Below are 13,137 nucleotides of genomic sequence, written 5' to 3' on the forward strand. Positions count from 1 at the left end.
CACAAAACGAAATTCTGTGTTCGTAGTCGCGTTTCATCATGACACTGTGCAGTCCCACTGTTAAAATACTAGCGTTTTAAATTTCCACGTCGCGCCATATAAAAAGGATACCCTACACTCATGACTGCCCAATTAATTGATGGCAAAGCGATAGCACAATCCATAAGAAAAGAACTGAAACAAAAAGTGGCCGATCGCCGAGCCGCCGGGAAGCGTCTTCCTGGACTTGCAGTAATTCTGGTAGGTGACGATCCGGCCTCTCAAGTTTATGTTGGCAACAAACGTAAAGCCTGTGAAGAAGTAGGCTATGTGTCGCGCTCTTACGACATGCCAGAATCGACTTCAGAAGCTGAATTACTAGCGCTGATTGAAACACTCAATAATGACAAAGCTATCGATGGCATCTTAGTGCAACTGCCGCTGCCAGAGCAGATTGAAGATGCCAAAGTCATCGAACGTATCCGCCCAGATAAAGATGTCGATGGTTTCCATCCTTATAATGTAGGCCGTTTAGCCCAACGTATTCCGCAACTGCGCGCCTGCACTCCAATGGGGATTATGACATTAATTAAATCTACTGGTGTAGATCTTCATGGGTTGGATGCGGTGGTGGTTGGGGCCTCCAACATTGTTGGCCGTCCCATGACGCTGGAATTGTTACTGGCGGGCTGTACCACCACAACTTGTCACCGTTTTACACACGATTTACAGGAAAAAGTCAGCCGCGCCGATCTGTTGGTCGTAGCCGTTGGTAAACCCGGTTTTATACCTGGTGACTGGGTTAAGCCTGGTGCCATTGTGATTGATGTGGGGATAAACCGCTTAGAAGATGGTCACCTAGTGGGCGATGTACAGTTTGATGTTGCCGCTGAACGTGCCTCATTTATTACACCAGTGCCCGGCGGCGTAGGCCCGATGACGATTGCTAGTCTGCTAGAAAACACGTTATACGCGGCAGAGCGCTATCACGACTGAGGTGCAATCTATAGATTAAAATTAAGGCCAACAATTTGCTGGCCTTGTTCATTTCAAACACTCTCACTTTTTGCGCCAGGTGGTTCCGCTTGGCCCATCTTCGAGAATAACCCCGAGTTCATTCAAGCGATCCCGGGCTTTATCGGCAGCGGGCCAGTCCTTTTCTTTACGGGCGCGATTACGCTCAACGATAAGCGCTTCAATTTCGGCAACCTCTTCATCGCTACCCTCTCCTTGCAAGAAAGCTTCAGGAGATGAGCTGAGAATACCGAGTACATCCGCAAGTTGCTTCATGGCCACCGCTAAAGCTGCGGCCGCCGCCATATCATTGGCCTTCAGGCGGTTGATTTCACGCACCATATCAAACAGGACGGAGTAAGCTTCCGGAGTATTGAAATCATCATCCATGGCCGCCTTGAAACGTTCGACATATTCAGTTGCCGCCGCCGGGACAACCGTGAGATCCAGATCTTTCAGCGCAGTGTACATACGTTCCAGTGAGGCTCGCGCCTGCTTGAGATTATCCTCAGAGTAATTTAACTGGCTGCGATAGTGGCCAGATAGTAAAAAGTAGCGCACGGTCTCGGCATCATAGTGCGCCAGCACATCACGAATAGTGAAGAAATTGCCCAATGATTTAGACATTTTTTCTTTGTCTACCATCACCATACCGGTGTGCATCCAGTAGTTGACATACTTGGTATCATGGGCACAGCAGGACTGAGCAATTTCATTTTCATGATGGGGGAACATCAAATCAGAGCCACCACCATGAATATCAAAATGGGCACCCAAATGCTTACTGTTCATTGCGGAACATTCGATATGCCAGCCAGGACGGCCGGCCCCCCAAGGTGAATCCCAGGTTGGTTCGCCCGGTTTGGACATCTTCCACAACACAAAATCCATCGGATTGCGCTTGTTTTGGTCGACTTCTACTCGAGCCCCTGCTTGCAATTGATCCAGATCCTGACCAGACAATCGACCATATTCAGGGAAGGATTCCACGCTGAATAACACATCGCCATCAGCCGCCACATAGGCGTGACCACGGTCTATTAACTGTTGCACCATTTTGATGATGTCGGCAATGTGCAACGTTGCTCGCGGCTCTAAATCCGGGCGTAGCATATTAAGCGCATCAAAATCCGCATGCATATCACCAATCAAGCGTTCGGTGAGTGACTCACAGCTCTCGCCATTTTCATTAGCACGCTTGATGATCTTGTCATCAACATCGGTGATGTTCCGCAAAAAGTTAACGTCATAGCCAGCATATCGCAAATAACGTACTATCATGTCGAAAGAGACAAAAGTCCGGCCATGGCCGATATGACACAGATCGTAAATGGTCACGCCACACACATACATTCCCACCTTGCCGGGGATAATCGGTTTGAATTCCTCTTTCTGGCGACTCAGACTGTTGTAGATCTTCAACATTGACGTTCTCTTAAACAAAAATAGCGAAAAGGGTAAACTGGCCCAAGAGTTTAGCATTGGCGCAAGCAGTTGAATACCGCCCTTTAATGGCATTCCCGGATAAGTTAGAATCCGCCCACGAAAATTGTTCAAAGGTAAAATTATGATCACACTGCACACTAATCATGGCGACATCAAACTGGCCCTGAATGAAGAGAAAGCTCCGCAAACAGCAGCCAACTTTGCCCAATATGCCAGTGAAGGCTTTTTTGATGGCACTATTTTTCACCGCGTGATTGATGGTTTTATGATCCAAGGCGGCGGTTTTACTGCTGACATGCAGCAGAAGCCTACCAACGCTCCCATTAAAAACGAAGCTAACAACGGTCTATCAAACAAGACTGGCACTATTGCAATGGCACGGACCTCCGATCCTCATTCTGCTACCGCGCAGTTCTTTATCAATGTTAACGACAACACCTTCCTAGACTTCAAAAGTGAATCCACCCAAGGTTGGGGTTATTGCGTATTTGGGGAAGTGATTGAAGGCATGGATGTTGTCAACAAAATCAAAGAAGTTAGCACCGGCAATCGCGGCATGCATCAGGACGTGCCCTTAGAAGCTGTGGTCATTGAAAAAGTGACTATCAGCGAATAAGCGCGCATGCACACTCTCTTTATCGGCGATCTGCACTTGAGCGCAGATCGCCCAGATATCACGCAGGCATTCATCAATTTTCTCGAGACTCAGCTCAAAGAGACTGAAGCGCTTTATATTCTCGGCGACCTGTTTGAAGTTTGGGTGGGTGATGATCTGGCAGAACCATTTGCTATGGACATTGCGCAACATCTTAAAGCACTCAGTCATCAGTTACCCATCTACTTTATCCACGGTAATCGCGACTTTCTGTTGGGCCAGTGTTATGCCGAGCAAGCAGGTTTAACACTGTTACCTGAAATTCAAAAGCTATCCTTATATGGGCGAGAAACCGTGATTCTGCATGGTGACAGCCTATGTACTTTGGATGACGATTATCAGCGTTTTCGCCGCTTTCGTAATCGTCTGTTTGTACAATGGTGTTATCGTCATCTACCGAAGCCACTGCGCTTGAATATTGCGGCAAAACTACGTCGCAATAGTCAGCAGCAGAATCGGATGAAACCTGAGCAAATAATGGATGTCACCGCTGATGAGGTGTCCAACTTATTGGCCCAATCCAACGCATCATTGCTGATCCATGGACACACCCACCGCCCCGCCATTCATGAACTAGGTCATGGGCAGCAACGTGCGGTAGTAGGCGACTGGTATCAGCAAGGCAGTGTGTTGAAAGTCAGTGCCGATGCCATAGAACTAAACACTCTGCCCTTCGCATAATTAGATAATGAGTCGACTAAGCTGGGATACCGCTGTGGAAACGAAACACAGTGTCTTTGGCTTGGATAAGGCTCGCTTCCAACGCAACTAACTCTGCAATTCTGCCACTGATATCTTGTCCAGCAACTGATTGGGCTAACGTCAGGTAATCCTGATAATGGCGGGCTTCTGAGCGCAACAGGGAGATATAAAAACGGCCAATATCTTCATCCAGATGGGGCGCAAGTCTGGCAAAGCGCTCACAGGAACGCGCTTCAATTAGCGCCCCCACAATTAATTTATCAATTAAGGTTTGCGGCTCATGAGTAATCACTTGTGTTAACAGACCTTTGGCATAACGTCCTGCGAGCAGATTGCTATACGGAATATTCCGTGCCTGCATGATCTCTAACACCTGGTCAAAATGATGTAATTCTTCCTTAATTAATCGCACCATCTTGGCAATGAGATCATCACTTTGCGCAAAATCAGTACGCGCCTGCAATGGATTGTAAAACGTCTCAATTTCCTTGGTATCAGTTGACTGTTGCACCTGTAAATTCGGTTGAGTCCTCGCCCATTGCAATACCGTTGATGCAGAATCCAAGTCAGCCCCATGTTTGTCTAACAGATATAACGCCTGTTTGGCGGCTTTAATATCACTACTGCTGGCATTTGCAGCACTCTCGGGGAAAAACCAATGCTGAAATTCATCAATGGACCACTTGTCGAAGCGGAACAGAAAAAACTCGTAAGGTTTCAACATATTCACCACTACATCCTGTGATGATACGGCATATTTTCGCAGCAATTTGCCCGCAGTCGCTGCTGCCTTCCATTCGCAATTACAATGGTCAATCAATAACGTTGCTAGATTTTCCGGCTTTCTCGCTTCAACAATCCATGAGTCCGGCGTGTTACAGCCTAAAAAGCGCTCTATGGGAACAAGCAATTGGGTATACATATTGGTATCTGCAGGAGTTCATCTGCAAAAATTTTCGCGTTTAAGAACAGTTACGTCAACTATTCCTAATGAAGATTGTTCATTATTATTAATGATGCTAACCGAAGGGGTTGTTCAATAAACAAGCAATAGTATTTCCAATTATTTATTAAACCAAGTATTAGTACCAAGTACTTTATGTATTACAAAAGTAAATCCAGAATCCAAATAAGCTAAGTATACCACTCACTTATCGATTTCATTCTAATCAATTAATAACTAAACAATAACATTTGCTGACTTTGATGAAATACGAATACTCGTCAGCATATGTCGTTAACGTAGCGATAAGATTGCAACTGCCACGACAAAAAATCGGTGAACAGTTAAAAATCCCAGACTGATAGCTCAAATATTTTTTCATCATAAAAAATTTGCATTATTAACCATCCATAGTTAATGACGCATTTGTTTATCAAAAAAAACAATAGCCATTACATAACATATTAATTTTAAATAAATAAATTAACTGTCCAACAATAATAAAAGGCATTTAACACAATTAGACACAATGATGAAAACAAGCTGTAGATCTCATTCCATACAAATAGTTCTATTATAACCATTATTAATCATACAATTATTAACAAATATCAATATTTAATTTAACAATTACATGATCTTTTAATTGCTATAAATTTACATTTAAAAATGAATATGCAAAAAAATTGAATGGATTATCAAAATAACAGGCGTTAACTCGAAATATATATTTTGTCAACATATCGGATAGCCGCCACCTAAGATATAGCTAACATTTGTAATAGCAACGTTGTGATTTTAACGATGAATGATATATTTCCTTTCTTATTGTCAATAAATGTATAGTTAACTCACTAACTGTAAATTTAATTTATATTAACAAATATATAACAACATAAAAAAGGGAGACCTATGCCAACCAAAACTAAATTGGCAGAATGGATTGCTATATCGCTGTTGGGCAGCGCTGCAATATCCATCTCAGTTCAAGCCGCCGAGAACGATAAGAAAGATGCAGATTCACAAAAGTATGAACATATTGAAGTGACAGGATCTCACATCGTCAGAGAAAGTGCATATGCACCGACACCGGTAACTGTAGTCACTGGCGAAGAACTACTAGGTACTGGTGTCACCAACATAGGTGAAGCGCTGAACCAACTACCTGCTCTCGGAAGTACTTATTCACTAGCAAACTCGGGCGGTAGTTCTATTGGTACTGCGGGTTTAAACATTCTGGATCTTCGTAATCTTGGAACATCCAGAACATTGGTGCTGGTAAACGGTAAACGTCATGTATCTAGCGAGGCAGGCACCGCGGCTGTCGATGTTAACACTATCCCCAGCGCATGGGTCGATAAAGTTGAGATTATTACTGGGGGCGCCTCAGCAATATATGGCGCAGATGCTGTGACTGGGGTGGTGAACTTCATCCTAAAGAAAAATATCACCGGTCTTGATTTTAATGCCTCCATTGGCACAGCTGACGATAGCGATTTTAGTAAAAAACGTGCATCCTTCTCATACGGTACAGATATAGATAATGGCCGTGGTAATATTGCATTCTCAGCTGAATATTCAGGCCAGAATAATCTTTCAGCAATGGATCGCAATCAAACCAGCATTGCTTATGCCTCAATGGCTAACAATACTCCGGGGCGAATTGATGATAACAATCCTAACAACCCAGACAAAATCTATACTGCAAATTCTGGTTACTACGCCATCGCTAACGATGGGCGCTTTAATCTGAATGGTTGGAAAAAATTCAATTCCGATGGCAGCATCAGCGATGTAAATCTAGGTAGTAATGTTTACAACTACTACTGTACTGATTGTGATTCCATTAACTTGAATCAATTCAACGAACTACAACCAGAATTCAAACGCTATAACTTCAACTTCAAAGGCAACTACGATATCACTGAGAGCGATTCAGTATACTTTGAGACGAAATATGTACGTAGCGATGCAACCAATAACTTCCAGCCCGCATTCTTCTTCTTTGATCCCGTTAACACAGTCTCGATAGATAATGCGTTTATGGATCCTGCGCTACGCAAAATGATGCAAGATGCAGGGAAAACATCGCTGACCATTAACCGCTTCATGACAGATACAGGTTTACGTGTTGAAAACGATACCCGTGAGACACAGCGGTATGTATTGGGCATGGAAGGCACAATTGCCTCCGAATGGAATTACGATGTTTACGCCGTTTACGGTCAGACCGACCTGAAACGTGAGAACGAAAACAACCTGATATACGACAACTATATTAATGCACTGGATGCTGTGACGGACGAAAATGGAAACATCGTTTGTCGCAGTGAAGCTGCTCAAGCTGATGGTTGTGTACCTATTAACATTTTCGGTGAAGGTGCCCCTAGCCAAGCTGCTATTGATTATATCAATGTTAACCTGACAGGAACTTCCGTCATCAAACAGACAGTTGTTGGTGGTAACATCACTAATTCTGGCTTATATGAGCTGCCAGCTGGTTATGTCGGATTTTCTACTGGTGTTGAATATCGCAAGGAAGAAAGTGCCATTCACGAACCAGATTATCCAAAAGAGACATTCTTTAACTCTTTAGGTGAAGATCATGGCTCATTTAATGTAAAAGAGGTTTACGCAGAACTTTCTATCCCATTACTGGCGGACTTGCCATTAATTCGTCAACTGGATCTGGATCTAGCCGCACGCTATGCCGACTATAGCTCTATAGGCTCTGCAACTACTTGGAAGACCGGTTTAAACTGGGAAATCTCTGATGAGTTGCGTATGCGCGGTACTTATTCCAAAGCTATTCGTGCGCCGAATATCAGCGAACTCTATGGCGCCTCCAGCGAGACCTATTTCGGAGTTGATGATTCTTGTAAACTCGACAATCTGAATAACTTGGCCAACTCCAGTACACGTCGTAAAAACTGTGCTGCATTGGGTATTCCTGGTGACTTCAACTCAAATTACGACGCAGCGTCCATCAAAGGTGAGCTAAGTGGTAATCATGAATTGGATCCTGAGAAGTCCACCAGTTATACGTTGGGTGCGGTCTTCCAACCTACGGCAATATCTGGTTTGTCTTTATCGGTTGACTACTGGAATATCAAGATTGATGACGCCATTAGCAATATCGGTGCTCAAGACATTATTAACAAATGTCTTGACTCAGAAAATGGTATCAACAACCAGTATTGTGCGTTGATCACTCGTGATCCAGATACTCACGAAATCACTCTGATCCAGAGCCATTCTTTGAACTTGGCAAAATTGGAGGCCTCCGGGGTAGACTTTGACCTTGGATACGACATGGATCTAGGTAAGGGCACTTTGTCTTCTAGCCTGATCGCCACTAAGCTCATTCGCAATCGCAGCTATGACTTCCAAGATGACCCGACTAATTATCAGGATTACGCTGGAACTTCTGGGACCCCTGAATGGCAGGCTAACGTTGACCTGAGATATACCTTGGACAACTGGCAAGCAAAATGGCGCACCCGCTATATTGACAGCGTAGACCTGTATACACCTCAGGATCTGGAACGCAATGCCAACCCCAATAGTCTGATGGATTACGGCTCCTATTTCATCAGTGATATGTCTGTTGGCTACCAGTTCGATAACGGTCTAGGACTGAAATTTGGTATCGACAACGTGTTTGACCGTGATTTGCCATTCGGCACAATCGGCACCGGCACAGGTTCTGCCATGTACGATAACGTTGGGCGTTACTACTACACTACCGTGAGCTTCAAACTCTAATCTACGATTGCTAATTGACAAAACGGTGGCTCCTCTCCTGCCACCGTTTTTCTTTCCCTGATGCCGCGCATCAAAAGCAGTTCTAGGCTATTCATCATTGCCCCAGTGTAGGAACAACACAGCGTTTTAATGCTAAACCTGCATATCGACCTTCTCACTCCGACGCATATACTTACACTAAGCGTCAAACGGCTTTATTTAAGCAATCTGCCTATGCCTCGTTTGGATATGTGACTGCAGAACTGATTTACGTCGAAGGCTGCATGGCCAACTTATATCAGCAGACAATTCTTGTCGTTCTTTAAACCTTGGTAAACCCAACCAAAACTACGCAGCTAGTGGATGTTGATGCTTACATAAAAAAACCGGAAGCATATTGCCTCCGGTTTTTGACTAAAATGACAGTGCTATTTTATTGCTCGGTTTTCACATCTGATAATGCTGCAGCAGCGCTATCGTCATGACCATTACCATTGTGAGAATGGTGAGTTTCTGTCAGACGGCGCATTAGCGGCAATACGGCAAGCGCGATCAAAGTACAAACGACAGCAGCAATCCCCAGTTTATTGAACAAGCTGGTATAAATCGGCAAGGTCTGTAACGGATCCTTAATATCTTCTGGCACACTGGCAAAGTTTGCCACTACCCCGCCAAGATATTGAGAAATGCCGGAGGCCACAAAGTAAGCCCCCATCATAAAGCCGCCCATGCGAGCTGGTACATAGCGGGCGATCATTGCCAAACCGAGCCCACTCACCAATAGCTCACCCAAAGAATAGGAACCATAGCCCCAAATCATGATCCAAGATGAAGTTTTACCGTCAACAGCAAACTGCCCGGCAAAGCCATAGATAAAGAAGCCAACGGCCACTACCGCAAAACCAAGGGCGAACTTACCGGCGATCGAAAAATCCTTGTTATTGCGTCCTGCCCAAGAATAGGTCCATGCCAACACAGGGCTCAGCACCATAATCCAGATAGGGTTCAGCGCCTGGAACTGTGCGGGAGACCAAGTCCAAAGGTGCATGCCCAGCACATTAAATTCCCAGTCGACGTTACGCAACGCAAACAATGCCAGTGATGTAGACATCTGTTGGTAGAACACGAAGAAGAATACCGTTTGCACAGTCAGTACCAAGGCCGCAATCAATCCAGCGCGTTCACTAACTTCACTGCTGCGGATCAGATGAGCAAAGATCGCGAGCACAGCAATACCAGCAGCATAAACAAAGATACGCGCAACTGTCTGATATTCTAAAATTACCGCAGACAACACTACAGAGGCTGCAGCAACTGCCAGCACAATAGCCAGCTTGGATTTGTCCACCGGGCGAGAATCTGGCTCTGAACCATATTCACTAACGGTCTTACGCATAATAGCGTAGTTACCTAACCCAACCAGTAAGCCCACGCAGCAAACAGCAAACGCCGCATGCCAGCCAAACTCATTGCCATAGGTTGCATTAACGTAATCCTTAATCCATGGGGTCAACAACATGGAGAAGGTAGAGCCGACGTTAACCGCCATGTAATAGATAGTGAAAGCAGAATCGATTTTTGAATCGTCGCCTTCATAGATTTTGCGGACTAAGTTACCGGCGTTAGGTTTAAACAAACCATTACCCACCACGATAACGCCAAGGGCACCAAACAAGAACCAAGTATTCTCTGTTGGTACCGTCATCAGTGCATAACCAACGGACAACACACCGGCACCCAACAACATAGTACGTTTAGTACCAAGGATTTTATCCCCAACCCATCCACCGATGGCGGGAGAAACGTATATCAATGCCGCGCAGGCACTCCATACCAAGTTTGCACGGCTGTCATCAAAGCCGAGACGCTGTACCATGAAGTACACAATCAGCGCCTGCATGCCGTAATAACCAAAGCGTTCCCATAGTTCAATAAGGGACACAGTCATAAACGAGTGTGTCTTGCTTACCTTAGCTGCGCCAAGAGTCATATTGCTTGCTTCCATCATTGTTGTAGTAATGTTTAAGGCCAAGAGTATAAGTCGAGCGCCGATGTAAACCAATGCTGTAAATCGGCAAAACAGACTTTGTTACAAAAGCCCTGAGTGTTTTTTATACCAAAAAAGTGCTTATTATGGCGTGGGTCACATCCACTGTCCGACATTTACCAACCGCACTAAAAAACGCACCCGAAATAAGGTGCGTCTTGGTCATTTCTGATCCTTTTTGGCCATCATTGCCTTGAGATCGGCAAATGGACTAAAAGTTGCGGGAGCCTGCTTGGTTTCAGACGTATCGCCGTATGACACCAACTCCTCAAAACGGGCATGCTCGTTGTCATGACAATACAAGCACAACAGCTCCCAGTTAGAGCCATCCGCTGGATTGTTATCATGATTGTGATCACGATGATGCACCGTGAGTTCACTCAGATTTTTATGAGTAAATTCACGGGCACAGCGACCACATACCCAAGGATATAGCTTTAGTGCCTGCTCTCGGTATCCCTTTTCCCGATTAGCCCGGTACTCTCTGGCTTCAGCCAGAACTCGATCCAGTTTGCTCTGAGTTGTCATGCCACCTATTCCTGCATTTTACGACGTTTGCAACCTTAATTACTGACATACTCTGCATTGGAAAGATGCAGGTAATGCAGGTATTTCTCATACTGGGTCACCACATCAGCCTGTAGCTGCTCAGGCGTATACCCCATGACATCATAATACTGACCACCATGTTCGAGAAATACTTCGACGCGATAATAGTGTCTATCCTCGGTTTCAGGCAATCCTGGCAGGATAAAACTGCGAATTCGCAAGGCGTATACAAAGGTTTGCAGCTCTGGATCATCGATCATCAGTCGCACACGATCCTGTTCATGCTGTAACTTGACATCGATGCCACGCTGCGTGAATTCGCGCTCAACGTTGCTCAGCGCCGGCTCCGCGACCTCGTTCAAATAGCTTCTGGCTTCAGCATAACTCGGGTGTGAAACCAGTACCTCCAGATGCTTCTGCCAAGGGACACTGGTCTGAGAATACTGCACGCTGGTGTTATGTAAGCGCACGCTCATCAGCTTCAGTCTGTCGTCCTTCAGTGCTTTAAACAAGCCAATACACATCAGCAGCATCACCACGAGAAACGGCATCGCACTGGCGATTGAAGCGGTTTGCAACGCTTTCAGCCCTCCTGCGAGCAATAGTACCGATGCCACTACACCTTCCAGCAACGCCCAAAAGATCCGTTGCCAGACCGGCGCATTCTCATCACCACCTGAGGTGAGGTTATCCACCACCAGAGAGCCAGAGTCTGACGATGTGACAAAAAAGGTTACCACCAAACACACCCCTAAGATGTTCAAAAATCCAGACCAAGGCAAATGCTGGAAAAAGGTAAATAGCGCCACTGAAACATCTGAAGACACTGCATCGGCGAGATATTGAGCACCATGATTCATAATGGCGTCAATGGCCGAATTACCAAATACCGTCATCCATAAAAAGGTAAAACCGGTTGGTACAAACATCACTCCGACCAAAAATTCGCGGATAGTGCGACCACGAGAAACTCTGGCGATGAATGTCCCCACAAAAGGCGACCAAGAGATCCACCAGCCCCAATAAAACAGCGTCCATCCTCCAAGCCAATCATTTTTCTGCTGATAAGCATATAAATTGAAAGTCTTATTAACAATATCGCTGAGGTATGCACCAGTGTTCTGAACAAAATGCTGTAATAGGTCCACCGTAGGCCCCACTAATAGCACAAACATCATCAATAAAAATGCTAACCCCATATTGAGTTCGCTAAGAATCTTGATGCCCTTATTGACCCCAGATACCACTGAAGCCGTCGCCATCAGCGTGATGACACAGATAAGTCCTACCTGCACTGCCGCCGATATTGGAAAACGATCGCCTAACAAAAAATGTAGACCAGAGTTAACCTGCGCCACCCCAAACCCAAGAGAGGTCGCAACCCCTAACACGGTGCCAAGTACCGCTAAAGTATCAACACAGTGGCCTATTGGCCCATATATCCGGTTGCCGATCAGTGGATAAAGCGCACTACGAGGCAGCAAAGGCAATTTATGGCGATAGCTAAAATAAGCCAAACTCAGCGCCACGATGGCATAGATGGCCCAGGCATGAAGTCCCCAGTGAAAAAAGGTAATTTTTAATGCTTCTTTCGCAGCGGCCATCGTTTGCGGATCCGCATCAGGAGGCGCGAGGAAGTGCATCACAGGCTCCCCAATGCCAAAGAACATCAGCCCGATCCCCATGCCAGCAGAGAACAGCATGGATATCCAGGTTTTATAACTGAAATCAGGCTCTGAATGATCGGGTCCCAGCTTAATATCGCCGTAACGACTCAGCATGATGAACACCACAAACAGCAAAAATATGGCAACGGCCAATACATAGAGCCAACCAGCCTTTAGCTGTAACCAGGTCTGCACGTTACTGAACAATAGCTGTGATTGTTGCGGCCAGATTGCCGCCGTCAATACTAAAGCCACCAGACAAATAACGGACGAAAAGAACACAGGTGGATTGATACTCGATTTTTTAGACATAAATGCTCCCATCAGATGACAGGTTGCTGCTTGTTCAACCCTTTACCGATATGTTGTTATTTACTGCAGCAACCAAAAC

General features: G+C 45.3%; 9 protein-coding genes. 4 read left to right on the plus strand and 5 right to left on the minus strand.

All coding sequences use genetic code 11. The features are described from left to right. Positions 1-120 precede the first annotated feature (120 nt). On the plus strand, positions 121-975 hold the full coding sequence (folD, locus tag IE064_RS01575; RefSeq protein ID WP_189615789.1) for a bifunctional methylenetetrahydrofolate dehydrogenase/methenyltetrahydrofolate cyclohydrolase FolD: 855 nt from the start codon (positions 121-123) through the stop codon (positions 973-975). A gap of 63 nt (positions 976-1,038) precedes the next feature. On the opposite strand, the gene cysS is transcribed toward folD, so the two are convergent. After that, a complete protein-coding gene (cysS, locus tag IE064_RS01580) occupies positions 1,039-2,418 on the minus strand; it encodes a cysteine--tRNA ligase (protein WP_189615791.1) in 1,380 nt (459 codons plus the stop codon). Positions 2,419-2,560: 142 nt separating this feature from the next. Here cysS and IE064_RS01585 point away from each other — a divergent pair, with 142 nt between their 5' ends. Continuing rightward, complete coding sequence (locus tag IE064_RS01585; RefSeq protein WP_189615793.1) at positions 2,561-3,055, plus strand: peptidylprolyl isomerase; 495 nt, start codon at positions 2,561-2,563, stop codon at positions 3,053-3,055. A gap of 6 nt (positions 3,056-3,061) precedes the next feature. Continuing rightward, on the plus strand, positions 3,062-3,775 hold the full coding sequence (locus IE064_RS01590) for a UDP-2,3-diacylglucosamine diphosphatase (protein WP_189615795.1): 714 nt from the start codon (positions 3,062-3,064) through the stop codon (positions 3,773-3,775). Positions 3,776-3,791: 16 nt separating this feature from the next. Here IE064_RS01590 and miaE read toward each other — a convergent pair whose 3' ends face one another. After that, entirely contained in the window at positions 3,792-4,718 is a 927-nt protein-coding gene (gene miaE / locus IE064_RS01595) for a tRNA isopentenyl-2-thiomethyl-A-37 hydroxylase MiaE (protein ID WP_189615797.1), read from the minus strand. Between the two features lie 933 nt (positions 4,719-5,651). Between miaE and IE064_RS01600 the strand changes: the two genes are divergently transcribed. Next, positions 5,652-8,504 carry a TonB-dependent receptor domain-containing protein gene (locus tag IE064_RS01600; RefSeq protein ID WP_189615799.1) on the plus strand — a complete coding sequence of 951 codons (2,853 nt, stop codon included), beginning with the start codon at positions 5,652-5,654 and terminating at the stop codon, positions 8,502-8,504. A gap of 412 nt (positions 8,505-8,916) precedes the next feature. Here IE064_RS01600 and IE064_RS01605 read toward each other — a convergent pair whose 3' ends face one another. From IE064_RS01605 to IE064_RS01615, 3 genes are all read right to left on the minus strand, one after another. After that, the gene (locus IE064_RS01605; RefSeq protein ID WP_189615801.1) at positions 8,917-10,473 is read right to left on the minus strand and encodes a peptide MFS transporter; all 1,557 of its coding nucleotides are present in this window, start codon (positions 10,471-10,473) and stop codon (positions 8,917-8,919) included. A gap of 219 nt (positions 10,474-10,692) precedes the next feature. Next, positions 10,693-11,058 (minus strand): YajD family HNH nuclease, encoded by a 366-nt coding sequence (locus IE064_RS01610; RefSeq protein ID WP_189615802.1) that lies wholly within the window; start codon positions 11,056-11,058, stop codon positions 10,693-10,695. A 35-nt stretch (positions 11,059-11,093) separates the two neighbouring features. Beyond that, positions 11,094-13,058: a BCCT family transporter gene (locus IE064_RS01615; protein WP_189615804.1), complete on the minus strand. Its 1,965-nt coding sequence runs from the start codon at positions 13,056-13,058 to the stop codon at positions 11,094-11,096. Between the last annotated feature and the right edge of the window lie 79 nt (positions 13,059-13,137).

The sequence above is a fragment of the Shewanella fodinae genome (assembly GCF_014651955.1).
GTDB classification, from domain to species: Bacteria; Pseudomonadota; Gammaproteobacteria; order Enterobacterales; family Shewanellaceae; genus Shewanella; species Shewanella fodinae.

Bases quoted from the DNA above. Each gene is read 5' to 3' on its own strand.
- IE064_RS01605 (WP_189615801.1), bottom strand. From the start codon at position 10,473: ATGACTCTTGGCGCAGCTAAGGTAAGCAAGACACACTCGTTTATGACT.
- miaE (WP_189615797.1), bottom strand. From the start codon at position 4,718: ATGTATACCCAATTGCTTGTTCCCATAGAGCGCTTTTTAGGCTGTAAC.
- IE064_RS01615 (WP_189615804.1), bottom strand. From the start codon at position 13,058: ATGTCTAAAAAATCGAGTATCAATCCACCTGTGTTCTTTTCGTCCGTT.
- IE064_RS01610 (WP_189615802.1), bottom strand. From the start codon at position 11,058: ATGACAACTCAGAGCAAACTGGATCGAGTTCTGGCTGAAGCCAGAGAG.
- IE064_RS01600 (WP_189615799.1), top strand. From the start codon at position 5,652: ATGCCAACCAAAACTAAATTGGCAGAATGGATTGCTATATCGCTGTTG.
- IE064_RS01590 (WP_189615795.1), top strand. From the start codon at position 3,062: ATGCACACTCTCTTTATCGGCGATCTGCACTTGAGCGCAGATCGCCCA.
- folD (WP_189615789.1), top strand. From the start codon at position 121: ATGACTGCCCAATTAATTGATGGCAAAGCGATAGCACAATCCATAAGA.
- IE064_RS01585 (WP_189615793.1), top strand. From the start codon at position 2,561: ATGATCACACTGCACACTAATCATGGCGACATCAAACTGGCCCTGAAT.
- cysS (WP_189615791.1), bottom strand. From the start codon at position 2,418: ATGTTGAAGATCTACAACAGTCTGAGTCGCCAGAAAGAGGAATTCAAA.